This is a genomic window from candidate division KSB1 bacterium (genome assembly GCA_034521575.1).
GTDB lineage: Bacteria > Zhuqueibacterota > Zhuqueibacteria > Residuimicrobiales > Krinioviventaceae > JAXHMJ01.
Window position 1 is genome coordinate 786,200 of record JAXHMJ010000002.1, and the last position, 23,853, is coordinate 810,052.

A 23,853-nucleotide genomic window follows, 5' to 3' on the forward strand; every position below is an offset into this window, starting at 1 on the left:
TCATGCGAGCACGTTCTTTACTTTGATGAGAAATCAACAGGAATTTTCAACGGTATTCTCCAGTTGAATTGTTAAAGAGAAATGATCATTATCACAACGGGAGCAACCTTGAAACAAGCAATCAAAATCATCATAGTGTGCAGCTTTGCTGTTTCAGGTATCTCTGCCCGGGAAAACCTTCCGGTAAAGGCGGAATTGATTGCAGAGGAGACATCCATTCAACCCGGCCGACCTTTCCTGGTTGGAATATATTTGTCCATGAGTGATCACTATCATACGTACTGGAAAAATCCCGGTGATTCCGGGTTACCAAGCCAAATTGAATGGACGCTCCCGGCCGGGTTCAAGGCAGGCCCGATACAATGGCCGTATCCCTCGCGATTCGAGTCAGAATTAGAAGTCACATTCGGATACAATGATCAGGTGGTGCTGCTCACCCGGTTGATTCCGCCCGAGTCTCTTCCTGCGTCTGCGGTCACCCTGCAAACCAAAGTGAACTGGCTGGCGTGCTCCGATGCCTGTATCCCCGGTCAAGCAGAATTGTCTCTGCGGCTGCCGGTCAAATCGGTTCACCCGAAAGACCATAAACAGCATGCATTGCTCATCCGCTCCGCCCTCAAGTCATTGCCACGGCCTGATGATAAATGGATCGTGACAGCTCTGGCTGAACAAAATAAAATTGTCGTCAAATTAACTCCGCCTGAGAAATTGACTGATATAAAAGTTTTCATTGAACAGGAAAGTGTCGTCTCTTATACAGAAAATAACCGTTTAGAAAAACAGGGCGATCAATACAGCAAAACCTTTCAAAAATCTCCTTATCTAACTGAATTACCTGAACAGTTAAAAGGTGTCGTCATCTATGAAACTGAAAACACCAAAAAGAAAGCGATTAAATTTAAAACAGTAATCAATTAAAAATAGTATGGAGGAAAAATATGTCAATAACCAAATCAATTCATTTATTGTATATTGCGCTGCTTCTGTTTCCGGCATTACTTGTCGCCGGTGTACAGACAGGTGAACAAGCTCCGGATTTTGATCTGATTGATGTTAAAGGAGAGACACATTCTTTATCACAATATGACGGAAAACTTGTCGTGCTGGAATGGTTTAATTACGGCTGCCCGTTTGTGCAAAAACACTATAAAAGTGATAACATGCAGAATCTGCAGGAAAAATACACTGAGAAAGGTGTTGTTTGGCTCACGGTTACTTCTTCTGCTCCCGGAAAGCCGGGTTTTCTGACTGCTGAAAAAGCACAGGAACTGGAAATCCTGGATAATGCCGATCCCACAGCAATTCTACTTGACCATGACGGTAGCGTCGGTAATCAATACGGCGCGAAAACAACTCCACACATGTTCATCATCAATAAAGAAGGTAAAGTGGTTTATAATGGTGCTATTGACAGTATCCGGTCCACAGATCCTGCGGATGTATCCAAAGCCAAAAATTATGCTTCACAAGCTCTGGATGAACTTTTGTCCGGTAAAGATGTCAGTGTAAACAGCACCAAACCGTACGGTTGTTCGGTGAAATATTAAACACAAAAACCAATACAGCGTCTGTCCCATCAGGCGCTGTGTTGTGAATGTAGCCCCCTTCTCTCAAACGATAAAAGATTACAATGGAAAATAAATTTTCATCGGTTTCCGTTCAATCATCAAATTCAAAGTTCTGAGCAGCCAAATAAACCAAACATTTCCAATCATTCTTCGATCAAGACCAAACAGTGATAAAGGCAGTCACGGCTTTGACTGTTATGCAAAAAAAGCAGTAAATACAGATTTATCATTGGAATGCCTGCCATGCTGATCCTGTAAAGTACCCGTAATTTAATTTTAAGAGATACAATTTTTTATGATCCCCAAAGCACATTCAGACGCGATATGCAGAGCGAATATGGCCGGATGAGTTCATATCCAGCCGATGCATTCTGTGATTTTCAGAAAGATAATATATAGATGAGATTGGTCACTTTTGCTGTCTCGGGTTCTTTTGTCGAAATATGAGAAAAACGGGAATTCCTGCAAGGACAGTTACAAGAGCTAACCCTGACTCGAGCGGCCGCTGCAGAAATGCAAAAATCAGAATCACCAGACTAACTGTCAGATAAATCGCAGGCACCACCGGAAAGCCGGAAATTCTGAGCTGGGGTTTACAGCGCCGTCGCAGTTTAAACAATCCAAACACTGCAAACAGGGGAAACACACCCAGGGCAAACCCCATAAAAGTGAGAATCTGATCAAATGTACCCGAAAGTACAAGTGCAGAGGCGATCAATCCCTGCAGTATAATCGCCCGAACCGGTACTTTATGCCGGGCATGTACTTTTGCGAGACTCTTGAAAAACACACCGTCTCTGGCCATGGCATAATATACTCGCGGTCCCAGAATAATAAAAGCGCTGAGTGAAGAAAACAATGCAAATGCAATCAGAACGGACAATGCGGCATCCCAGCTGCTGCCAAAAGCACGTTCGACAGCAAGTCCGCCAATGGACACATACACCCTGCATATCCAGCGGCGGCACAGCATAAACAAAAAACAGGTTGAGGGCAAAATAAAGCAGGATAACAATACCTGTACCCAACAGCAATGAGAGCGGCAGGTTTTTTTGAGGGCGCTTGATTTCCGAACCCACATAAGTGGCGGCATTCCAGCCGCTATAGGCAAACATAATCCACATCAGAGAGAGGCCGATATTTTTGAATGCATTCACATCAAAAACAAATTCACGGTCCCGGTAAAAATGCTGGTAACTGCCGTTCCCGAGTGTAAAACCACTGACAATCAATCCTGCAATAATTGCTATTTTCAGTATAGTAAGCAGATTTTGCACATATGTTCCGGGTTTAATCCCTCGAGTATGCAGCGCCGTAAATAGAGCAATAACGGCAACGGACAAAGCTTTCTGTCCGGTTTGAACAGATATCTCAACGCCCCCCATTGACAAGGCGGAAACATCAAAAGCCCGGAACAAATACTTTCCAACGCCTATAGCGGATGCTGCGATGGGCGCGGAAAATCCCGCGATCAGTGATGTCCAGCCGCTCAAAAATCCCAGACTGGGATGATACAGTTGTGTAAGGAATGAATACTCGCCGCCGGCCTGCGGGAATGCGGCGCCGAGCTCGCTGTAGCTCAGCGCACCGCATAATGCCACCGCGCCTCCGACCACCCAGAGAACCAGCATAATCCGCGGATCACGCAGGTTCTGCATAAGCAGTCCGGATGTGGTAAATATTCCCGCTCCAATCATATTCGCCACAACGATATTGATGAGCGGAAACAGGGAAAGTTTGCGTTCCAGCGGATTATTCATTCGTGTCTTTGAGTGATCCTGCATTGCCAAATAAACGCATCGTTTGCTGTATGAAAAATAGACCGTATGCTCAGGTCTGTCCATTTATGTATTAAACAATAAAAAAGTTTTGATTATTTGAAATAATCACAAGAGATTAACATAAAGCAAGCACAACACCCCTTAAACGAATAACCCCGGTTAAAAAAGCCGGCTCTCAATTAAAAGCCGGCTTTTGACTGAAAATAGTTTTATTTCTCTTCTGATCCGGGTTGCTGATTGTATAAATCCAGACTCTGCGAAATCATATTCTGAATGCTGTCAGCCATACTCTGAGGATCATTGATGCTTCCGTCCAGCAGCGAGACACTGTTGAACAGGTTCTCAACCGCAACATTCAGAACCGGATCTTTGGCATTTTTTTGATAAATTGCTAAAAGATTATGTATCAGCGGATGCTTTTTGTTGATTTCCATCGTTTTGGGTTTTGTGGAATTATCCTGTGTATAGATTTTCATCATTTTTTCCATTTGGGATGACATAGCGTCGCTGCGCAGTACTGCGGGGCTGTCGACCAGGCGTTCGGAGATTTTGACATCCTCAACCCGGTCACCGAGAATATCTTTAATCCGGCGCGCCAATTTATCAAGATCGGATTGTGACGCTTTCAGTCCCTCGGGTTCCGGCTTTGTTTCAAGGTCCGGCAGCTTTTCCAGTTTGGTCATATCCACTGTGTCTGCGGATACGATCTGCTTTCCTTTATATTCAAAAAGACCGGGTAATGCGAACTCGTCGATAGGATCGTAGCAGTACAACACCTCTACATCCTTGGCTTTGAATATTTCCAGATTCGGATTGCTGTTCAAAGTTTTGTAATCCGGCCCGGAGAGATAATAAATCTCTTCCTGATTTTCAGGCATGCGCTCAATATAGGTATCCAATGAAACCAGATCTTCCGGGGTTTCGCAAGCCGAGGAATTGAATCGAAATAGCGATGCCACTTTGTCTTTGTTGGCGTAATCGTTATAGCCTTCTTTGAAAATACGTCCGTGCTGTCTCCAGAATGTGGTGTACGTCTCCGGCTCTTTGTCGGCAAGATTCTGTAGATGTGCCAGGAATTTGCTGACCACTGTGTTTTTGATCTTGATCATATGTGCATTTTCCTGAAGGGTTTCCCTCGAGATATTCAACGGCAGATCATCGCTTTCGATCACACCGCGCAGAAAACGCAGATAATTGGGTAAAATATCCGAATTATGCGGATCCACCAGTACCCGGCGCACAAACAGCTGAATACCTTCGTCTTCGGCTTCAAACCCCATAAACTCGAGATTGGTCTTGGGAACAAAGAACAGGGTATGAAACTGAAGCGGAACATCAGCCGAAAAATGCATCCAGGTCAAGGCATCTTCCTGTTTGTGTGAGATAAATTTATAAAACTCATTGTACTGCTCGGTTTTGATATTCGACTTGGGTTCTCTCCATATGGCGCTCACTGTATTGACCTGTTCACCATTTACTTTGATAGAGAATGGAATGAAATTAGAATATTTTTCGATTATACTTTTGACACTGGATTCTTCAGCAAAATCTTTGGCATCTTCCCGCAGTTGCAGCACAACAGTCGTTCCACGCTTCATATCGTGGGGACCCTCTTCGATCTCAAATTTTCCAGTCCCATCACTGATCCATGTCCACGACGGAGTCCCGGGCTCGGCTGATTTGGTATGCACCTTGACGGTCTCAGCAGCCATGAACACCGAGTAGAAACCGACACCAAATCGACCAATCAGGCTGATATCTTCTTTGTTCTGAGCGGCCTGTTTGATAAATTCAGTGGTGCCGGATCGGGCAATGGTGCCGAGGTTTTCCACCAGTTCGTCATGAGTCATGCCGATTCCTGTATCGGATAGTTTCAGCTGATTTTTGTCTTTATCCAGTTCAATATTGATCTCAAATGACAGCTCACTGTCTGCCATTTCTTCATTCTTGACACTTTTAAACCGCGCTTTATCAAGGGCGTCCGTTGCATTGGATATCAATTCCCGGATAAACACATCCCGGTGTGTATAGAGTGAATGGGATAAAATATCCAAAAGCTGTCGAACTTCCGCCTGAAATTCAAAAGATTGTTTTCCCGTCTGTGTTTCCTGGGTCATTTTGTCCTCCTGATTAATTCAAAACTATGCATTTTCTTAGAATCTGTTGCAAATTCCATGCAATCATATTTTAGTTGAATATTAAATTGATTTTATTTAACTTATAATATAATGAACTGAAATACTGAGCCTGTCAGACTGACAGACAATTTGTCATTCATTCGGAACATGTCATGCCAAGAGACAATATGTCAACCTTTAAATCCGACTCGATATTGTTGCTCACTGCTGCAGTGTGGGGATTTGCCTTTGCCTTTCAGCGTCAGGGTATGGATCATATCGGCCCCTTTTTATACAACGGACTGCGGTTTGCCCTGGGATGTCTGGCACTTTACCCGTTCACACGCTTTCGCAAATACCGGGCGACGTTTTCCTGGAAATACGTAATTGCCGGGATTATTTCAGGCGCTGCGCTGTTTATTGCTTCCTCTTTGCAGCAGATCGGATTGGTATATACCACGGCCGGGCAATGCGGGATTTATAACCGGACTTTACGTGATCCTGGTTCCGTTTTTTGGACTTTTTTTGCGCCATCAAATCAGCCGGCACAACTGGATTGGCGCAATTCTGGCCGTGGCGGGACTTTACTTTCTTTCCATACACGGCAAATTTACAGTACAGCGCGGCGATGTCTATGTGTTTTTGTCTGCATTTTTTTATGCGATACATGTGCATATCATCGGACATTTGGCAGGACGTATACGATCCGGTCAACTCGCATTTATACAATACGGCGCGTGTGCGATATTCAGCATGATTGTGGCTGTTTTTGCTGAACCGATCGAATGGCATGCTGTGAGCATGGCTGCGGTCCCGATATTGTATGGCGGTTTATTTTCGGTAGGCATTGCATACAGTTTACAGATTATTGGACAAAAATACGCACCGCCATCGCATGCGGTGATCTTTCTAAGCATGGAATCCGTGTTTGCGGTTGTCGGCGGCTGGTTGCTGCTGAGTGAGCAAATGCCGCTGCGCGGTCTTTTCGGGTGCGGTTTAATGTTCACCGGAATGCTGATCTCACAACTGGGACAGCAAAAACAGCGCAGACGCGAACGCAATTCAGCAAAGTCAGCGCATAATTGATCCAGTCGAATGCGAAAAGAAAACTGCCCTGGATCATGACGCCCACACCACTGCCTATTACCCTTTCATTTTTACCGTTGCGATACAGCGCATATCCGACCCCGATATAGACAACATCCAGCAATCCATTGATCCATAACGCCTGGCGAAAATTTATCGTTTTTTGCTGGGGACTCAAACGCAATCGGTCATTCACATTACCGGATTTACCCCAGAATGCGATACCTGAATCAATCGCTCCCCATGCGATATTTTGAATGCCCGCGTACTGTACTCTGGCATTGCCGCTGAACAGCATTCCTGTACCGGTTGCGATGGACAATGCGCCCCAACCCAGCAGCGCATTCATGGCTCGGTCTGAATGATCAAAGGGATCATACGCTTGTGAATATGCAGGTAATCCTGTAAAAAAACACAGAATAATAAAACATGATAAGAAACGCACATGACCTCCCGTTTTTAATTAGGAACGTTTTATATTCAAAAACGCTTCCCATTCGCTGATCATTTTATCTGTCAGTGAATCAAACTGTTCATCAAGAACCTGGGCCTGGGGCGTATTCAAGTAATAGTCCACAATTTCCCGGGCGCCCTGTGCAAATGGAATTTCGGCACCAAAACCGGGGACCAGTGATTTGATTTTCGAATTGTCCGGGATCATACTGCAGCTCTTATCACCCAGGAGTCCGGCACCGAGTTCCGAATCATAAGCATTAATTAGATGAGACGGCAAATAAACGCCATTCAGATCAACATCGGCTGCCTCGGCTATAGTCTGATAGATCTGGTTCCAGGACAGGAGCTCATCTGAGGTAATATGCACGGTTTCACCTACAGCTGGTTCAAGGCCCAAAAGTCCGTTAAAGCCTTTGGCGAAATCTTTATGATGCGTTAAAATCCAGACTGACTCACCCCGGTCGTGTATGAACACCTTTTTGTTCTGAAGCATACGCGCAAAGGTGGTGTATTTTCCAATGATGGGCAGCATTTTGCGGTTATAGGTATGTGACGGACGAACTATTGTGACTGGAAACTTGTTCTGTTCGCAGCGGCGGTTCAAAAACCTTTCGCAATCGGCTTTATTACGAGAATACTGCCAAAACGGATTGTCCAGCGGTGTGTCTTCTGTAATCGGAAACTGCATCGCCGGTGTCTGATACGCCGAAGCAGAACTAATAAAAATATACTGTCCGACTCTGCCGCCGAAAACCTCATAGTCTTGTTTGACATGTTGCGGAGTAAAAGCGATCCAGTTGACCACCACATCAAAGGTATGAGCTTTGACTATGCTTTCCACCTGATTTCGGTTGCGAATATCACCAGTGAGTAAATGCGGGGCAGGCTTTAAATCAATTTCAGTTTCGCCGCGGTTAAACCAATAGAGTTCAATATCCGGATTTTTCAATGCCAATTCACTGCACGCTGAACTGATCACCCGGAACCACCGATAAATAGTACTTTCATTGTTTGCCTTTTTTTTAAAGTTAACAGTTTAAGCCATAAAATTCAATAATTTTTATTTGACCGATAGCACCGGTACAACGTCAACTCTTATACTGTGCTTTGACTGTCTTTTGAACCCTGAAAATGAAGCCGGTTTGGCGGCATCTAAAAAGGACGCATTATGTGATTTATTTCACAGAAATTTACTTTGTTACTATTTTTGGTTGTTTATTTATATTATTTCCCTTGACAAAAAGCCTTAATTGACGTATATTTGTGATATAATTCACAGTTAAGCCATGAAAGGATATTAACTCTGTGCACAGATTACCCAAACCAACACTTTCACGTCTTTGTCAGCTGCACCGGGTTCTGAAGACCCTGGAACAACAGGATATCTCACGCATCTCCTCTTTTCAGCTGGCGGATCGACTCGGCGTGGGATCGCATAGTATCCGTAAAGACATCAGTCATTTGGATGAAAAAGGCAGCGGAGGCGGCGGTTATGATGTCAAGCAGCTTGCCGCCGTCATAGCAGACAAGCTGGGACTGGCACAGATGCGTAATATGTGCATTGTCGGCCTGGGCAAACTCGGCCGCGCTCTTCTCAATCTCAACTATCAACCGGATACCTATAATCTTGTAGCCGGATTTGATTCCAATACCAACAGGGTTGAGACAATACGTACTCATATTCCGGTCTATCCCGCTTATAATATCCCGGAGATTATTCCTCAGCTGAATATAGAAATCGCAATGCTGACGGTGCCGACAGAAGCTGCTCAGGACATGACCGACACATTGATTAATGCGGGCATACGCGGGATACTGAATTTCACACAGCGTATAATTACTATCCCGGACAAGCCTGTTTTTATAAGCAATATAGATATTATGACAGAACTTTCCATCCTATCATCGTTTATCACCCTAAAAAGTCAATAAAAAAAGGAGACAGAATATGACACGAGTTTATAATTTTTCCGCGGGTCCTGCAACCCTGCCCGAATCGGTGCTCAAAAAAGCAGCAGATGAAATGCTGGATTACAACGGAACCGGCATGTCTGTGATGGAGATGAGCCACCGATCAAAAGCATTTGATGATATTATTAAATCCGCTGAAGCTGTTTTGAGAGAGCTTTTAAACATCCCGGATAATTATCATGTCCTTTTTCTTCAGGGCGGAGCCTCGACCCAGTTTGCCATGGTTCCGATGAATATTATGACGAAAAACGGCAAAGCAGATTATGTGCATACCGGCGCCTGGTCAAAAAAAGCCATACCGGAAGCCGAACGATTTGGTACTGTCAATATTATTGCATCATCCGAAGATAAAAACTATACTTATATTCCTGAGTTGAATCCGGCCTCCTTTACCAAAGACGCCGATTATTTTTATATCGTCACCAACAATACCATCTATGGAACACGTTACACACAAATTCCTGACACAGGTAATGTTCCGATTGTGGCTGATATGTCATCTAATATCTTGTCTGAAGAAATAGATGTCAACAAATTCGGGATTATCTTTGCAGGCGCGCAAAAAAATATAGGACCGGCCGGTGTGACCATCATCATCATCCGTGATGATCTGGTTGGAAATGCCCCGGATACTTTACCTACAATGCTGAATTACAAAACACATGTATCCAAAGACTCTCTGTTCAACACCCCTCCCTGCTATAATATTTATATCGCAAAACTGGTGTTTGACTGGCTGAAAAACAACGGCGGCATCAAAGCCATGCAGGCACAAAATGAAGAGAAAGCAGCGCTTTTATATGATTATCTGGATCAATCCGATTTTTTCAAGGGAACAGCCGAGAAAAAAGACCGTTCTTTGATGAATGTACCGTTTGTATCGCCTGATGCGGATTTGGATAAACAATTTATCGCCGAGGCTGAAGAGCAGGGGTTAAAGACTTTAAAAGGCCATCGGAGCGTAGGCGGTATGCGCGCCAGCATTTACAACGCCATGCCCGTTGACGGTGTTAAAAAACTTGTCGGATTTATGAAAAATTTTGAACAAACACACAAATAGGAGATTTTTATGTACAAGATAAAGACGTACAATAAAATTTCACCACGTGGTCTTGATTTGCTGCCCAGAGATCAGTATGAAGTGTCCAGTGAAACAGTTAATGCCGACGGATATATTCTGCGCAGTTATAAACTCCATGACGAGCCGTTCCCGGAGTCACTTTTGGCCATTGCTCGAGCCGGAGCTGGTGTTAACAATATACCTGTCGATGATTGTACAAAACGCGGCATCGTTGTATTTAACACCCCTGGAGCCAATGCAAATGGTGTAAAAGAGTTGGTTTTATGTTCATTGTTTCTGGCTTCCCGTAAAATTGTGCAGGGTGTTGACTGGGCCAAAACCCAGATCGGCGAAGGTGATCAAGTGCCGAAGCTCATCGAAAAAAACAAATCCCAATTTGCCGGCCCTGAAATCAAAGGCAAGAGGTTGGGTATAATCGGACTTGGCGCTATCGGAGTCAATGTTGCAAACGATGCTTATGATCTCGGGATGGATGTGATTGGGTTTGATCCGTTTTTGTCTGTGGACAGCGCCTGGGGTTTATCCCGTAATATTCAAAGAGCTGTTTCCCTTGATGATCTGGTCTCGAAAGCTGATTACATCAGTATTCATGCGCCGTTGACGGATAAAACCCGTGGTATGTTTAATGCGGAAAAATTCTCGATCATGAAAAAAGGTGTACGAATTCTCAACTTTGCCCGCGGCGGTCTGGTGAATAATAATGACATAAAAAAGGCGCTGGATGACGGCATTGTGACCTGTTATGTCACGGATTTCCCTGATGAAGAACTGCTTAAACACGACAGTGTAATCGGCGTTCCACATCTGGGTGCATCCACACCCGAATCCGAAGACAATTGTGCAATCATGGCTGCGACTCAGCTTGTAAATTACCTGGAATGCGGCAATGTGGTCAACAGTGTCAATTTTCCGGATTGTGAGATGCAGTTTACCGGCGACATACGCCTTATTGTCATCAACCAAAACATTCCGGCTATGGTACAAAAGATCACCGGCGTACTGGCAGACCGCAACATTAATATTTCCAACATGCTGAACCGACATCAGGATGAATATGCATATAACATTATCGATATCGAAGGCAATTTTGATGAAAAGGCGATCGGTGAATTAAAAGCTATAGATGGTATTATCGCCGCACGTGTTATCGAATGTAAATAAACCCTGCAAACCGGGTTTGTATTCTGAGCCCGGTTTTCTCCAATGTCCTGCCGCATCTAATTTTAAAGACCTCCGCTCTCCTTTTAGGAATACAACCTTTTAAACAAATGTTCTAACTTTTAAAAAGTTAGAGAAAGGATAAACTGTGAGATATCGGTTCTTGCTTTTTCTTTTACTATTTATTGTGTCTGGATGTGAGCAAAATATTGTATCAGATTGCGATCGTGTTTCCGATAAAAGCCTGATCGGAAATAGAACAACATTTTCACAGATCCAAGCATCTGTTTTTAATCCGAACTGTGTCTCCTGCCATTCCGGCACCACACCGTCAGGAGGCTTGGATCTTTCAAATGATGTAGCATACAACAATCTTGTCAATGAGCCAGTCAATACTTCAGAGTATGTGCGCGTGCTTCCATTTGACAGCGACAGCAGTTACCTGTATCTGACCCTCGTCGGAGACAACGCACCTCTTATGCCTCCATCCGGGCCTTTGAGCGATGCCAAAATTGATTCTGTTGCCGCCTGGATTGATCGGGGCGCTCCAAATGATTAGGAGGATAGAAATGAAATTATCCATTTTAATGTTATGCCTTTCACTTGCCTCATTCAGTTATCCTGCAGAATATCATGTAGATACAGAGGCGCAGAACAAGGTCAGGTTTATAAGTGATGCCAAGGTAGAAACGTTTGACGGCGTGACCGGCCAGATTGATGGTTATGTGGTATGGGACAATGACGCTGTTCTGGTAAATAACAAGTTTTATTTCGAGGTGGAACTGCAGACACTGGACACCGGAATCGGGCTGCGCAACCGTCATATGCGTGAAAATTATTTGGAAACGGAAACATACCCCTATGCCACCTATGAAGGAACAATCACAGAAATAGATTCGGCTGCCATTGACAGCGGCTTTATCGCTTTTACAGAGGGTACCTTTTCCGTGCACGGGGTGGAAAAACCGTTAGAGATGGAGGTGCAGGTAACCCCGGACGACGACCAATATCAAGCATATAGTGAATTTCAGGTCTTACTCTCCGATCATTACATAAAGATCCCGAAACTGATGTTTCTCAAGCTAAGTGAAATTATACAATTACAAGTGAAAGTTTATATGCAGCCGGTACAAAAGTAAAGGATTTGCTGTGAAATCAATATTAATAGCAGTTATCGTTCTTCTTTATTCTGCCCTCCTCTGTCCACAAGAATTGCAAACTTCCTGGAATCGCTCAGAACAACAGTCCCAATTGTTGCAGTTATTTCATTCCCTGAATGCGCTGGTACTGCCGAGCGCTGAAACGCCTTCTCGCGGCGACATTCTTTTCAAAGTATCGCACCGATTTCGTCCGCCCGTGGGAGATGGGATTAAAGCGTTTTGGGGATTAGACGGCCCTGCTAACATCAGACTTGCGCTCGGGTATGCAATTACAGACCGTATTTTTGTGAATGTGGGACGTACAAATGTTTATGATAATGCTGATCTGCAGCTTAGATATAAAGCATGGACCTGGGACAATGACCTGCTTCCCGTTGTTCTGACATTCCAGGGCGGAGCTGCCTGGAATTCACAACTCGACCAACCGGTACGGTAAAAAACAGATCCAGAGAGTTCCAATACTATGGTCAGATCATTCTGAATGCTCTGTACGAGGATAAGCTCGGACTCGGATTTGTACCCTCTTATGTTTACAATGCTCAGCCCTTTTGCAAGGATCTTCAATACAGCCTTGTTTGGGGCAGCTATATGCAATATTATATTTCAGAATTCTGGAGTTTGATCATTGAATATAGTCCCACCCTATCCGGATGGCGGCAAACCTATAACACGGTTTCACTGGGTATCGAATTGGAGACAGGCGGTCATTTTTTCAAGCTATTCTTTACAAATCAGGATAAAATTAATATGACCCAATATCTGACCGGATCCGATCTAACGTTTAATGGAAACAATTTACGTTTTGGCTTTTTAATATCCCGTATTTTATAGGAGTGGAGGTTAGCATGAGATTATTTGTTTTTGTAACGGTTGTGTTCTGTGCAGTAAGCGTTTTTCCCAGATCAAAGCGGGTTGACCAGATTCCAAACGGCTCTGTATTTCAGTGCAGAACCTGTCATACCGGCACGGGTGGACCCCGCAATCCATTCGGTCAGCTGATCGAAGCTGAATATCTGGATGTCAACGGTGATGTGATATGGGAAAATGATCTTGCCATTCTGGATGCAGATGAAGACGGAGGCACAAATGGCCAGGAACTGCTTGATCCCGACGGCAGCTGGGAAAAAGGGGATGGCGATCCCGGATCCCCGGATTTGGTTACCAACCCCGGGGATCCGGAAAGTGTATCCGGTATACGGTTTGCTGAAAACAAGCCAGAAACCTATGGCATCAGCAATTATCCTAATCCATTCAATTCAGGTACACAGATTCAGATATTCATTAGCAAAAACGGACCTGTTCGAATCGATATATTTGACATTAAGGGTCAGCATATCCGGACATTGGTGGATTCTGAACTTCCGTTCAGGGACGTTGACATTTAAATGGGATGGGAAAGATTCCAAGAACAAGAGCGTTTCCAGCGGTATTTATCTTGCCAGACTGCGTGCCGGCACTGTTATCAAGACCAGGTCTATGCTGTTATTAAGATAAGTGGTAGGATATGATATTCAGAACTCATTGATACCAGTCAACGCCGGGATTTCACCGGTTAATCAACAACTGGTTCGGACCAGTTTAGCCGATTCAGACATGCTGCATTATGAACCAGGTCTGAAAGATTAAATAACCTGACAGGAGAATAAAGGCTTCCCATCTATCCAGTTTTCTCCGTCCTCCGGTCCACATGGACAGAGTGAGGAATAAAGTGCCTGCGATTAAGACGATCAATCCTGCATTATATGCATCCGAATAATGTATCGGACGAATAACCGCGCTGGATGCAATAACCAGTAAAATATTAAAAACATTGGATCCGATTATATTTCCAACGGCAATGTCATTATTTCGTTTCACGGCAGCGGTCACCGAGGTTGCCAGTTCGGGGAGGGATGTTCCGACAGCAACAACGGTCAGACTGATCATCATTTCACTTATACCCAGTTTTTTGGCCATTTCGACGGCATTTCGGACCACCATCTCCCCACCCATAAAAAGAGCAGCCAAACCGATGATCAAATAAAATACAATATGTCTGGTGCCTATCGAGTTGCTGGTTTTCAATTCCCTCTTGGGTTCATTTTTGAGCTGATCAGCCACGTAAAATAGAAAACCGGCAAAAAGACCAACCAGAATAATACCGTCGGTGCGGCTGAGCTGTGATAAAGAGGCATTTCTCAAAAGCTCGTCACTCGATAAAACAAACAAAACCAAAACTGCAATCAATGAAAAAGGTATTTCTTTCCAGGCAGTACTGGATTTTACGGACAAGGGAGTGATTAACCCTGAAATCCCCAGAATGAAAAAGAGGTTGAACTGATTGCTGCCTATAATATTACCATATACGATATCTGATTTATTCTGAATGGAGGCGATAATATTGACAATCAATTCAGGTGCAGAAGTTCCGAAAGCGACAATGGCAAGTCCGATAGCCAATTCAGAGATCGAAAAATTTTTTGCCAGATGCGATGCCCCGTTGACAAGCCAATCCGCACCTTTTACTATCAGAAAAAAGCCAAGGCTCAAGAACATGAATGTGATCAACACAATTCCTCCAGGATTACGACACGTGCGAAAAGTAAACCCGGTCAGCAAAAGTGCAATATCCAATCATTTAATTTTTTTATTTTTTCATGTAAGATTTCAAGTGCGGCATCATTAACCAGCACATAATCCGCTCTTGCCCGTTTCTCTTGAAAAGAAAGCTGAAACCGCATCCGTTGCCGGATTTGGGTTTCGGTCAGATGATTGCGTTTTTTTACACGTTCTATACATTGATCGATGGGAGCATCCACAGTAACGGTGCAGTCGCATAATTTGTCCAGCTTCACTTCAAACAAAAGCGCCGCGTCAATGACGATATAATTGAAATCCTGACGGGCCAGCGTTTGCGGATCCCTCTGCAATCAGTGTCAGAATTTTGGGATGTACTATTCGATTTAGATGCTGGACATTTTCCTTGCTTTCAAAGGCCAGTTTAGAAAGTGTTTTACGATCGATATCACTTTTTACAAATATTCCTTGACCGAATATTTGGCCAAGCTTTGATTTTACATCCGGCATTTCAAGTACAAGATGGCCCTTGGCATCCGCATCGATGACCACAGCCCCGAATTTTTGCAGGCCCCTTGCTACAGCTTGTCTTTCCGCTGCCAATGCCGCCTGTTAAACCAATGGTTTTTCATAATCACCTTACAATAGCCAGTTTACCGATGTATTGTGTGCTTTCCGCTTTAATCTGATATAAATAAATACCGGGCGCCACCTTATTTCCCCGCTGATTTCGGATATCCCATGCTACACGATTCAGGAGAGGCTGAGATTTTAGAGATCGAACAAGCTGCCCGTATTCGTTCAAAATATTAATCGTCCATGAAGATTTTAAATTGGTAAATGTAATATTGTCATAAAGTGCTGCATTAAGAGGATTAGGGTAAACGATGACATCATGCGGTTTAACTGTATTTAGTTGATAGGAAAGTTCAAGCTGATCTCCCCTTCCGGGATTGACTGTTGATACCCAAATTATTTTCAATATTATCTGTACGAAACACAATGCTTTGTCCCTTTACCGGCGGCTCATCAAAAGCGACAGTCAATGCGACTTTTGACTGGCTTGTGAGCTCTGCAATTGTTATGTCCCCGGCATCACACATATAATTGTTTGAATTTACAAGAGAAGATTTCATCATGCTCGTACTGAATTCAAGCACTGCCTGATTCCAGTCAGTCCACTCTCCTTTTTTCAAATATGGTGTGACTGCCGGAGATGCCATAGTAAACTCTGCAGAATTGCGCACTGAATCCAGGGGTATACCATAGACATCCTGTAAATTCGAGCAGAACAGTGAAAATGTTTGATCGGCTGTGAGCTCTGCATCAAACGTCAAAATCACTGCGCGCCCGGACCGGTCTAAAACCGCTGATGTTATTTTCGGCGGAGCATTACAGTTGTAATGGATAACGTTTTTAGCACGCTCATTCATCGGCTTGCTAAATAACAAACGAATATGCGTCAAATTTACCGGTTGAATAGTCTGCAATGCAGGCGGTTTTCCGGGACGCGCGGCAGCTGTCCTGGATAAAATACTGGTGTCCGGTTCCTTGTCGGTATCGAGGGTTCGAGCCGCGTAATAGTAGACAGAGTCTGACTGGACGGTCGAATCAATGAATGTGGTCTGTTTTAGCGTTACACGTTCCGAGAGCAGTATCTGCTTTCGGCCCTCTAAAGATGGTGTAAGAATCCGCGCCATTCACCGGCCGCCAGTTCAGACTGACTGTGCGTTCGTCAAGCGGCGCAGCAGTTAATCCGACGGGTGGAACGGGAGCTGTAAGTTCGCTTGTCAAAGCAAATGCACGAATACGATTGCCGTCCGACATCCAATATTCCGGTATTCCGTCAACGTTCAAATCTCCGGTGAGTACAGAGCCCGTTTGAGCGGGCATCTGGTAGTGAATGATTTTGTAATGATCATCGACATGATCGATCACATAGAAATCCGGAAACAAGGACAAATAGATTTCATCATCGCCATCGCCGTCAACATCACCGGCAGATACACCGCTTTGAAAGTCTGAAGGCGACTCGAACCCGAAAAAACGCCATTCTGCTCTAACTTTATAGTCATTATCACCTTGACGGTCATAAACCCTGTACAACCAATGTCGAGCGTCATAATAGTGCTCTGTATTGAGGTTGGGCTGTGAGTGGCAGCCGGCGATAAATTCGCTGACACCGTCTCCGTCAAAATCTCCGTGATCGATGTAATCGATACTGTCAATCAGCGGCAGACTGTCCTGCCATACGGCCTGATATTGATCATCACCCTTGTTTTCATAGATATAAATATCCCCGTCACTGTCGCCGAATAAAATATCAGTATACCCATCTCCATCAAAATCGGATATTTCACAATGCGGCACACCGTAGAAATTTTCTCCCGGAGTGGGATTGGGTAAATCGGCGACGCTCTCAAATGTATCATCCGGCTGCAGTTCAAAGACCTTGAACATATCCTGATCATCGCTGCTGCTCACCACGCGCATGATGACTTGGCCCTTTCCATCTTTATCCAGATCAGCCAGCCGGCTTGCCCAGTACTGATCCGCACCATTTCCCTCCCAGGCTTTCAAAAGCCGGGACGGGAACGCACCCTCAGAAGGGCTGGTATACAAATAACTGTTGAATCCAAAGCCGCTTAAAAGTTCAGGGCGCCCGTCACCGTTAATATCTTTGAGATCACGCGGAATCAGTCTCTGTTCACTCGTATAGACAGGGATCATGGCATTGTTTTGCAGTTCATATAACACAAGAGGCCCTATCCCGCCATCAGATTGAGAAGATACAATCAATTCGGGCAGGCCATTTGAATTATAATCAGAATATTCTGATAATATTCGGCCCGGCTCAATATCAAGACCGATGGGGGCGAACGCCATATCAGGCAGCGGCGGTTGGCTTAGATCAACCTGATAGTATGCGCCGTCATTATCGTCCGCGGTCTGCAAACCTGAACTGTTGTGGGACGTTACATAAAATTCAATGTTTTGATCAATGAGGTCCGGAGTCAGGTGAAATCGCGATTCTACGGTTCTAAAAGTCAATTTCTGCGTATTCCATGCATCATGCGAACCAGCCTCGCGGTAATGGATGGTTCCTTCGCACAGATCATCTGTATAAAATTCAAGCAAATAACTCTATTGGGTCCGTCGATCATGGGGAACAAGGCAGTTTCTGAAATCACAGGCGGAGTAGAATCCAGGAAAAATCGGGTTTGGTGTCTCTCTTCTGCCCCGTCACGATTTTGTACACGCAAAGACAATGTATATTCGCCATCTTTGGGTAAATGGTCCCAAACATATAAAACAGAATCAATAAGGGGGGTGGTCACGCCTTTTATAATCGGATTCCAGGCATCCGGATTAAATCCGGTTCCCCAGTACAGACTGTACTCTGAAAACGAGGGACTCCACGCCGATCCCCGAATCATCAAAGGACCGGTTGCGAATCCCTGGTCAAGGGCAGGTTCCGTGATGCGCACTATGGATTGAACTGGCTTTGAAAGTGCTTGCAGTACATTTAAACGTCCACTGCCGAAAAGCGGGTTCCATGCATCTGTTCCGCCAATGAGGTCCGTTGAGTTTACCAGAATACCGCGTATAGATTCGGCTGCTAATGCCGTATTCCTGGACAACAGCAAAGCCGCAGCGGCGGAGACATAAGGACAACTAAAACTGGTTCCATTCCAGAATCGATAACCATCATTCAGATCAGTGCTAAGGATATCACTGCCCGGGGCAACCAGATCTATTGTGCTGCCGTAATTTGAAAAGCCGGATAATTGATCGGATTCATCCGTAGAACCGACGGAAATTGTGGCATTGAATCCAGATGGATAATGAACATCATCGGATGATGAATTGCCTGCAGACGCCACCATGATAATATCCTTTTTCCGTGCGTATTCGATTACGTCGTCTAAAACTCGAGAGACGAATACATCTCCAAAACTCATATTGATAATGCGCGCGTCATTCTCAATGGCATACAGAACAGCAGAAGCCACATCATCTTCTTCACCGTACCCATTAGCAGTAAAGGCCCGCAAATTCATGATACGGCAGTTGGGTGCAAGTCCGCTAATGCCGATTTGATTATCTGAAACCGCAGCAACAATCCCCGCCACACCTGTCCCATGACCGTGCTCGTCCATTGGATCATGATCGCGCTCCAGATAATCCCCGCCATCCGGGTAATTGGGAGCATCGGTAAAATCCCAGCCCATGACATCGTCAATATATCCGTTTCCGTCATCATCAATACCGTTCAAATCCGTGAGATCAAAGACACCATTTCCATTCAGGTCTTCCCCTGGATTAATCCATATATTTGCTTCAAGATCTTTATGTTTGTAATCGACTCCGGTGTCAATAATTGCGATCGGAATAGCCGCATCCCCCTGTTCAATGTCCCACGCGTCAAAGGCCTGCACACGGCTCAGGGCCCATTGCTCATCCAGTCGCGGGTCATCCGGTCTATCATGCAGCCGAAAAGCCCGGTTTAAATCTGCATATTCCAGATCCGGGAGCCCGGCCAACACCTCTAAAGTGTGTTCAGCAGAATCCGCGGATGAAAAATAGATCTGATACCAACGTTGTAAATTTTCATCCGCTTGAGTAAACAGTGGAACAGCATTTTTTTGTAAGCGCTGTAAAACCTGATCGACACGGTTTACACCGGTACGACCCCAAACTGTGTGTTTTTTTGCCAGCGGGGTCTCTTGTACTTTGAAAAGCAAAGTCGGCGCCGCAAACGAGTGAGAGAGGAACAGCAACAAAACCAGGACTGTGGAGTTTTTATAATTCATGAATTTTCACGCAGCATTGTAAATAGCAGACGAGGCAGAGTACCGATCAGTAATACCACAAAAACCAGGTGAGTGCCGATTTTGTGCCAAAGTCTGTGTTCCTGTTTATGAAAATAGGTTACAAATGATCGATGCGAAGAAATGATCATCTCCAGTCGTCGTTGAGAGATGCTTTGGCCTTTTGAATGGATCATCCAGGTTCGCGGTGTAAATTTTACAATGTATCCGGCATTGATAACACGCTGGCACCAGTCGACATCACTAAAAAACATGGGAAACCGTTCATCCAGCATACCGATTTTGCGAATGACGGCTTTGCGTGTTAATAAAAAAGCGCCTTGAGGCTGGCAATTTAGATATTCGGTTAAATGATCAAAATCGGGCATTTTCCAATGATTAAAAATCCGGTTTGCCCTGAAAAAGGATGAAAATCCCAGGCACTCTAGAAAAACATCACGGCGACGGGGAAATCGTCTGCATGATGCTTGTACGGAACCGTCGGGAAACCTGAGTTGCGGTGCGATTATACCAATTTTAGGGTCATCAAGCATCTGCATCAGTAAATTCAAATCTCCGGTCACCCGAACATCCGGATTGAGCAGCAATACACTTTGACCCTGGACACAGCGCAGGCCTTCATTAATTCCGCGAGTATACCCTTTATTGACAGGACTGGCAATAATAGTAAATTGAGTAAACGACAGGGCAAATGCATTTTGATGCGAGTACAGGATATCCAGAGTTGCGTCTGTACTGGCGTTATCTACAATCACCACCTGAGTGGAGACATGACAAGATTGAACCAAAGAACAGAGGCAGTCGAGAATATAGGATGAACTGTTGTAGGTCACGATCACGACGGACAGTTCTATTTGCATAAACTCATCCTGTCATTCCTGAAACGTTCGCCGGATTCAAGTCTAAATTATTCTTCACTTTCGTCCAGTTTTTTCTGGAGAAAATCGATTTTTGATTGATACCATTCGTTATTTGGGTTTTTACTGATCAGGGTTTTAAATACCTCAATAGCTTTGGCATATTGCCCCTGAGCCGCATAGATTTCTCCCAGGGTCGGAGTTACAAAATTTTCACTATCGTTTTCATTCTCCGCATGGCTTTTTTGGGGGGGCTCAACCGGCTCTTTGGCAGCAGGTGGTTCAGGTTTGAACGCCTCTTTGGCAGCAGGTGGTTCAGGTTTGAATGCCTCTTCGTCTTCGTCAGAGTCAGAACCAGAAGTTGGATCATTGATATCAAGACTTGCCAGGAAATCGTTCAAAGAGTCTTCATCCGAGGATTTGAATGCCTCTGATTCATCTTCCTCGGCATTAACAGAAGCCGAAGAAGCTTCTTCGGGCTCTTCAAAAGGATTGTAGGGCTCTTCTTTTTCATCCTCGTCTTCTATCATTGAAAAAACTCCGGGGAAATCAAAATCTTCATTGCCTGCATCCTGTAATATTTTTTCCTCCGGAGTCATATCTTCATCCTCTGAATCATCAGCAAAAAGATCATCCTGATCAAACTCCATTGCCTCGTCCGATTCTTCCTTTTGATCCAACTCGGGTGAGCTTTTGTCTGTTTGCTCCTCATCAAAATTCGGACTGAAAATATCATCGAGTAATTCTGTAAAATGGGATTCTTCCTCTTCATAACCCGGTTGATCAAGATCAAGTTTTTGCGCTTCCTCTTTCTCATTTTCGGAATGACCCAAGGAAAAGGCATCATCAGAGGTCAATTCATCCGTCTCAAACGATTTTTCTTCTTCACTGGTGAGGGTTTCGCTCGTGAAAGGTTCTTCCGGGGACTGTTCCGGTTCTCCAAATGAAGAGAATAGATCTTCTGATTCTTCAAAAGTATCCCGAGTTTCTTCAGTTGTAAATTCTTTGCTCCCCTGGAGCCAATCAGAATCAGGTTCAAACGCAGCAGTATCCTGCTCTTCAGAATCAGATGTGGTATCGACAAGTTCAAGTTTTTCTGCGATATCCGTATTCAGTGGATCAAAATCCAATATTCTTAAATATGTGTCATGCACAGCATCAAAATTGCTGACCCGGGTTTCGAGTTCACTTTGCAGTTTCAAGGCGCCCAGAAAAGTGGGATCAAGGAGAAGTGTTTCTTTTACTTCGTTTTCGGATTTTTCATAATCTGTACGCTGATAGTGGCACTTTGCCAAAATGAAATGTGCCGTTGGATAGCCCGGATTTGCATCCACAGCCTTTTGGCCGAAATCAAGCGCCTTGTCCAGTTCCTGCACTTCGAGATATCGATCGGCAAGACGAGCCATCAAAAAAGATGATTCGGATTTTTTAACTTTGCTTTTTAACCACTGAATTTCATTTGTCATAGACTGCATAATAACCTCATGCCCATTCTAAGTGTTGTATATAACATACGGTTTTTATTTAAATACATCAAGCAAATATTTTCCGGTTCGGTTTACCAATTGGATACTGTCTTGTTGATAATTTCCTGTCCAATCTTTGTAAAGGCCTGTTCATAAGCATCCTGACGGGCATTCATGCCGGCCGATGGATCATACGTACCATACTGGGTAATTCGCAGCTCCACATTTCCTGATGTTTAACCTGATCTGTACAAGTCACATTCACTGTAAAATAGATTTTTATATCTTCTACGGTCTCGTTCTGATCAAAAGCGCCTGCACGCTCATTAATATTGGTAATTGTTCCACGGATCAGTACATCAGCGGCCTCTGGGTTGGTAATGCGCAGAGAACCGTCACGTGTAAATTCTGTAATCAAAGCATCGGTCAATTCCTCAACCACACCAAATTCTGCAGTATTGTTCTCCAACAAAGGGATAGCAACTGTTTTTAAATGAGCGGGCAGTGAACCTTTCACGGAATAATAGGAACAGCTGACACAGAGAACAGCGGACAGAAGGAGAACGAATAAATAGTTAGCCCTGATCATTTCTTAATCCATATTTATTAATTTTTCGGTACAGAGTACGTTCGCTCATGCCTAATATTTTGGCAGCCTGTCTTTTATTGCCGTTGGTTTTATTCAGCGCTGAATTGATCAATTCTTTTTCCATATCGGTTACAGACTCTGCACTTGATCCGTTGTAGTGGTTCTGATATTCATTCGGCAATTCCTCTCTCCAGGCGCCCAGACTCGGCTGCTGCGGGTGTCCTGAGAGCAGTAATTCTCTTAACTGAGCAATCTCACTTTTAATCTCCAACAAAGCACGCAGCAGCAATTCCTGGTCCAAATCTTCTCTGGATTTGTTCATCAGCACCGGCATATTGCGTCCTGTCTCTTCCATCGTAGTCAGGTATTTGTTGAGCGTATAGTCATCAATTTTTCGGCCGCGTTCCAGAACGATAATTTTTTCAACCAGATTTTTGAGTTCTCTTATGTTACCCGGCCATGAATAATGCTGCATAGTCTCAAGTGCGTTTTTTGTAAATCCTTCAAAATCGATATGATTCTCTTTGCAAAAATCATCGGCAAACTTTTTTGCCAGCGGCGCCACATCGCTCTGACGTTCACGCAGACTGGGAACCCGGATATGCACAGCATTCAACCGGTAATACAGATCCTGGCGAAAATGCCCGGCTTTGACCAGATCAGCCAGGTTTTTGTTTGTTGCAGTAATGACTCGTACATTCACTTTGTGCATACTGCTCCCGCCCACGCGCATGAATTCGCGTTCTTCCAGCACACGGAGCAATTTAACCTGGATAGACGTGGGCAATTCGCCGATTTCGTCCAGGAAAATGCTTCCCTGGTCGGCAAGTTCAAAATATCCTTTTCTCTGGCTGGCCGCACCGGTAAAAGAGCCCTTTTCATGTCCAAATAACTCTGACTCTAATATTCCTTCCGGGATCGCGCCGCAATTCACGGTGATCAGGGGGTGATTGCGCTCTTTCGCTGCGCAGATGCATGGCTTTTGCAGCCAGTTCCTTGCCGGTGCCGCTTTCACCGGTGATCAATACCGAAATGTCAGTCGGCGCTACCTGGTCAATGGTTTCCAAAAGCTGTCGAATTGCCTCGGAATCACCCAATATTCCGACATCTTTCTGAATGTCGCGCCACTCGTCAGAATCCATAGGGTTATACTCATAATGTTGGTCAGTCAATGA

The 23,853-nt window shown here is 44.5% G+C and carries 27 protein-coding genes and 1 pseudogene; 12 read left to right on the top strand and 16 right to left on the bottom strand.

Annotated elements, in window-relative coordinates; genetic code table 11:
- Positions 1–108 precede the first annotated feature (108 nt).
- A complete protein-coding gene (locus U5R06_06460; protein MDZ7722456.1) occupies positions 109–918 on the top strand; it encodes a protein-disulfide reductase DsbD family protein in 810 nt (269 codons plus the stop codon).
- Between the two features lie 20 nt (positions 919–938).
- Positions 939–1,547 (top strand): thioredoxin family protein, encoded by a 609-nt coding sequence (locus tag U5R06_06465; protein ID MDZ7722457.1) that lies wholly within the window; start codon positions 939–941, stop codon positions 1,545–1,547.
- Positions 1,548–1,977: 430 nt separating this feature from the next.
- On the opposite strand, the gene U5R06_06470 is transcribed toward U5R06_06465, so the two are convergent.
- The 3 genes and pseudogenes from U5R06_06470 to htpG all read right to left on the bottom strand — a co-directional run bounded on the left by U5R06_06470 (position 1,978) and on the right by htpG (position 5,466).
- A complete protein-coding gene (locus tag U5R06_06470) occupies positions 1,978–2,541 on the bottom strand; it encodes an amino acid permease (GenBank protein ID MDZ7722458.1) in 564 nt (187 codons plus the stop codon).
- Positions 2,528–3,412 (bottom strand): annotated as a pseudogene (locus U5R06_06475) (amino acid permease). The gene U5R06_06470 and the pseudogene U5R06_06475 overlap by 14 nt, the downstream one beginning before the upstream one ends.
- A gap of 146 nt (positions 3,413–3,558) precedes the next feature.
- On the bottom strand, positions 3,559–5,466 hold the full coding sequence (htpG, locus tag U5R06_06480) for a molecular chaperone HtpG (protein MDZ7722459.1): 1,908 nt from the start codon (positions 5,464–5,466) through the stop codon (positions 3,559–3,561).
- Positions 5,467–5,735: 269 nt separating this feature from the next.
- Between htpG and U5R06_06485 the strand changes: the two genes are divergently transcribed.
- Both U5R06_06485 and U5R06_06490 read left to right on the top strand, forming a co-directional pair.
- Complete coding sequence (locus U5R06_06485; protein MDZ7722460.1) at positions 5,736–6,242, top strand: hypothetical protein; 507 nt, start codon at positions 5,736–5,738, stop codon at positions 6,240–6,242.
- Entirely contained in the window at positions 6,136–6,552 is a 417-nt protein-coding gene (locus tag U5R06_06490; protein MDZ7722461.1) for a DMT family transporter, read from the top strand. The genes U5R06_06485 and U5R06_06490 overlap by 107 nt, the downstream gene beginning before the upstream one ends.
- Here the strand turns inward: U5R06_06490 and U5R06_06495 are convergent.
- Both U5R06_06495 and U5R06_06500 read right to left on the bottom strand, forming a co-directional pair.
- On the bottom strand, positions 6,470–6,997 hold the full coding sequence (locus U5R06_06495) for a hypothetical protein (GenBank protein ID MDZ7722462.1): 528 nt from the start codon (positions 6,995–6,997) through the stop codon (positions 6,470–6,472). The two genes, U5R06_06490 and U5R06_06495, sit on opposite strands and share 83 nt — an antisense overlap.
- A gap of 18 nt (positions 6,998–7,015) precedes the next feature.
- Complete coding sequence (locus tag U5R06_06500; protein MDZ7722463.1) at positions 7,016–7,987, bottom strand: NAD-dependent epimerase/dehydratase family protein; 972 nt, start codon at positions 7,985–7,987, stop codon at positions 7,016–7,018.
- 326 nt (positions 7,988–8,313) lie between these two features.
- Between U5R06_06500 and U5R06_06505 the strand changes: the two genes are divergently transcribed.
- The 8 genes from U5R06_06505 (at position 8,314) to U5R06_06540 (ending at position 13,763) form a co-directional block, all read left to right on the top strand.
- A complete protein-coding gene (locus tag U5R06_06505; GenBank protein ID MDZ7722464.1) occupies positions 8,314–8,940 on the top strand; it encodes a redox-sensing transcriptional repressor Rex in 627 nt (208 codons plus the stop codon).
- A gap of 16 nt (positions 8,941–8,956) precedes the next feature.
- Positions 8,957–10,039 carry a 3-phosphoserine/phosphohydroxythreonine transaminase gene (gene serC, locus U5R06_06510; GenBank protein ID MDZ7722465.1) on the top strand — a complete coding sequence of 361 codons (1,083 nt, stop codon included), beginning with the start codon at positions 8,957–8,959 and terminating at the stop codon, positions 10,037–10,039.
- Positions 10,040–10,048: 9 nt separating this feature from the next.
- Positions 10,049–11,221 (top strand): phosphoglycerate dehydrogenase, encoded by a 1,173-nt coding sequence (locus tag U5R06_06515; protein MDZ7722466.1) that lies wholly within the window; start codon positions 10,049–10,051, stop codon positions 11,219–11,221.
- Between the two features lie 184 nt (positions 11,222–11,405).
- The gene (locus U5R06_06520; GenBank protein ID MDZ7722467.1) at positions 11,406–11,777 is read left to right on the top strand and encodes a c-type cytochrome domain-containing protein; all 372 of its coding nucleotides are present in this window, start codon (positions 11,406–11,408) and stop codon (positions 11,775–11,777) included.
- 10 nt (positions 11,778–11,787) lie between these two features.
- Positions 11,788–12,357, top strand: coding sequence for a YceI family protein (locus tag U5R06_06525; GenBank protein MDZ7722468.1), 570 nt, complete (start codon positions 11,788–11,790; stop codon positions 12,355–12,357).
- Positions 12,358–12,469: 112 nt separating this feature from the next.
- The gene (locus U5R06_06530; GenBank protein MDZ7722469.1) at positions 12,470–12,814 is read left to right on the top strand and encodes a DUF5777 family beta-barrel protein; all 345 of its coding nucleotides are present in this window, start codon (positions 12,470–12,472) and stop codon (positions 12,812–12,814) included.
- 50 nt (positions 12,815–12,864) lie between these two features.
- Positions 12,865–13,209, top strand: a complete 345-nt coding sequence (locus tag U5R06_06535; protein ID MDZ7722470.1) for a DUF5777 family beta-barrel protein — start codon at positions 12,865–12,867, stop codon at positions 13,207–13,209.
- A 14-nt stretch (positions 13,210–13,223) separates the two neighbouring features.
- A complete protein-coding gene (locus U5R06_06540) occupies positions 13,224–13,763 on the top strand; it encodes a T9SS type A sorting domain-containing protein (GenBank protein ID MDZ7722471.1) in 540 nt (179 codons plus the stop codon).
- A gap of 202 nt (positions 13,764–13,965) precedes the next feature.
- On the opposite strand, the gene U5R06_06545 is transcribed toward U5R06_06540, so the two are convergent.
- From U5R06_06545 to U5R06_06595, 11 genes are all read right to left on the bottom strand, one after another.
- The gene (locus U5R06_06545; GenBank protein ID MDZ7722472.1) at positions 13,966–14,928 is read right to left on the bottom strand and encodes a calcium/sodium antiporter; all 963 of its coding nucleotides are present in this window, start codon (positions 14,926–14,928) and stop codon (positions 13,966–13,968) included.
- 41 nt (positions 14,929–14,969) lie between these two features.
- Positions 14,970–15,287 (bottom strand): dephospho-CoA kinase, encoded by a 318-nt coding sequence (locus tag U5R06_06550; protein MDZ7722473.1) that lies wholly within the window; start codon positions 15,285–15,287, stop codon positions 14,970–14,972.
- A complete protein-coding gene (locus U5R06_06555; GenBank protein ID MDZ7722474.1) occupies positions 15,232–15,537 on the bottom strand; it encodes a dephospho-CoA kinase in 306 nt (101 codons plus the stop codon). Before U5R06_06555 ends, U5R06_06550 begins: the two co-directional genes overlap by 56 nt.
- A gap of 326 nt (positions 15,538–15,863) precedes the next feature.
- On the bottom strand, positions 15,864–16,634 hold the full coding sequence (locus U5R06_06560) for a hypothetical protein (protein ID MDZ7722475.1): 771 nt from the start codon (positions 16,632–16,634) through the stop codon (positions 15,864–15,866).
- Complete coding sequence (locus tag U5R06_06565; protein MDZ7722476.1) at positions 16,546–18,072, bottom strand: VCBS repeat-containing protein; 1,527 nt, start codon at positions 18,070–18,072, stop codon at positions 16,546–16,548. Before U5R06_06565 ends, U5R06_06560 begins: the two co-directional genes overlap by 89 nt.
- Positions 17,982–19,748, bottom strand: a complete 1,767-nt coding sequence (locus tag U5R06_06570) for a S8 family peptidase (GenBank protein MDZ7722477.1) — start codon at positions 19,746–19,748, stop codon at positions 17,982–17,984. The genes U5R06_06565 and U5R06_06570 overlap by 91 nt, the downstream gene beginning before the upstream one ends.
- Positions 19,745–20,626: a glycosyltransferase family 2 protein gene (locus tag U5R06_06575; GenBank protein MDZ7722478.1), complete on the bottom strand. Its 882-nt coding sequence runs from the start codon at positions 20,624–20,626 to the stop codon at positions 19,745–19,747. Before U5R06_06575 ends, U5R06_06570 begins: the two co-directional genes overlap by 4 nt.
- Positions 20,627–20,673: 47 nt before the next feature.
- The gene (locus U5R06_06580) at positions 20,674–22,098 is read right to left on the bottom strand and encodes a tetratricopeptide repeat protein (GenBank protein ID MDZ7722479.1); all 1,425 of its coding nucleotides are present in this window, start codon (positions 22,096–22,098) and stop codon (positions 20,674–20,676) included.
- Positions 22,099–22,261: 163 nt separating this feature from the next.
- A complete protein-coding gene (locus U5R06_06585) occupies positions 22,262–22,678 on the bottom strand; it encodes an LptE family protein (GenBank protein MDZ7722480.1) in 417 nt (138 codons plus the stop codon).
- Positions 22,665–23,612, bottom strand: a complete 948-nt coding sequence (locus tag U5R06_06590) for a sigma-54 dependent transcriptional regulator (protein MDZ7722481.1) — start codon at positions 23,610–23,612, stop codon at positions 22,665–22,667. The genes U5R06_06585 and U5R06_06590 overlap by 14 nt, the downstream gene beginning before the upstream one ends.
- Positions 23,557–23,850, bottom strand: coding sequence for a sigma 54-interacting transcriptional regulator (locus U5R06_06595; protein MDZ7722482.1), 294 nt, complete (start codon positions 23,848–23,850; stop codon positions 23,557–23,559). The genes U5R06_06590 and U5R06_06595 overlap by 56 nt, the downstream gene beginning before the upstream one ends.
- Between the last annotated feature and the right edge of the window lie 3 nt (positions 23,851–23,853).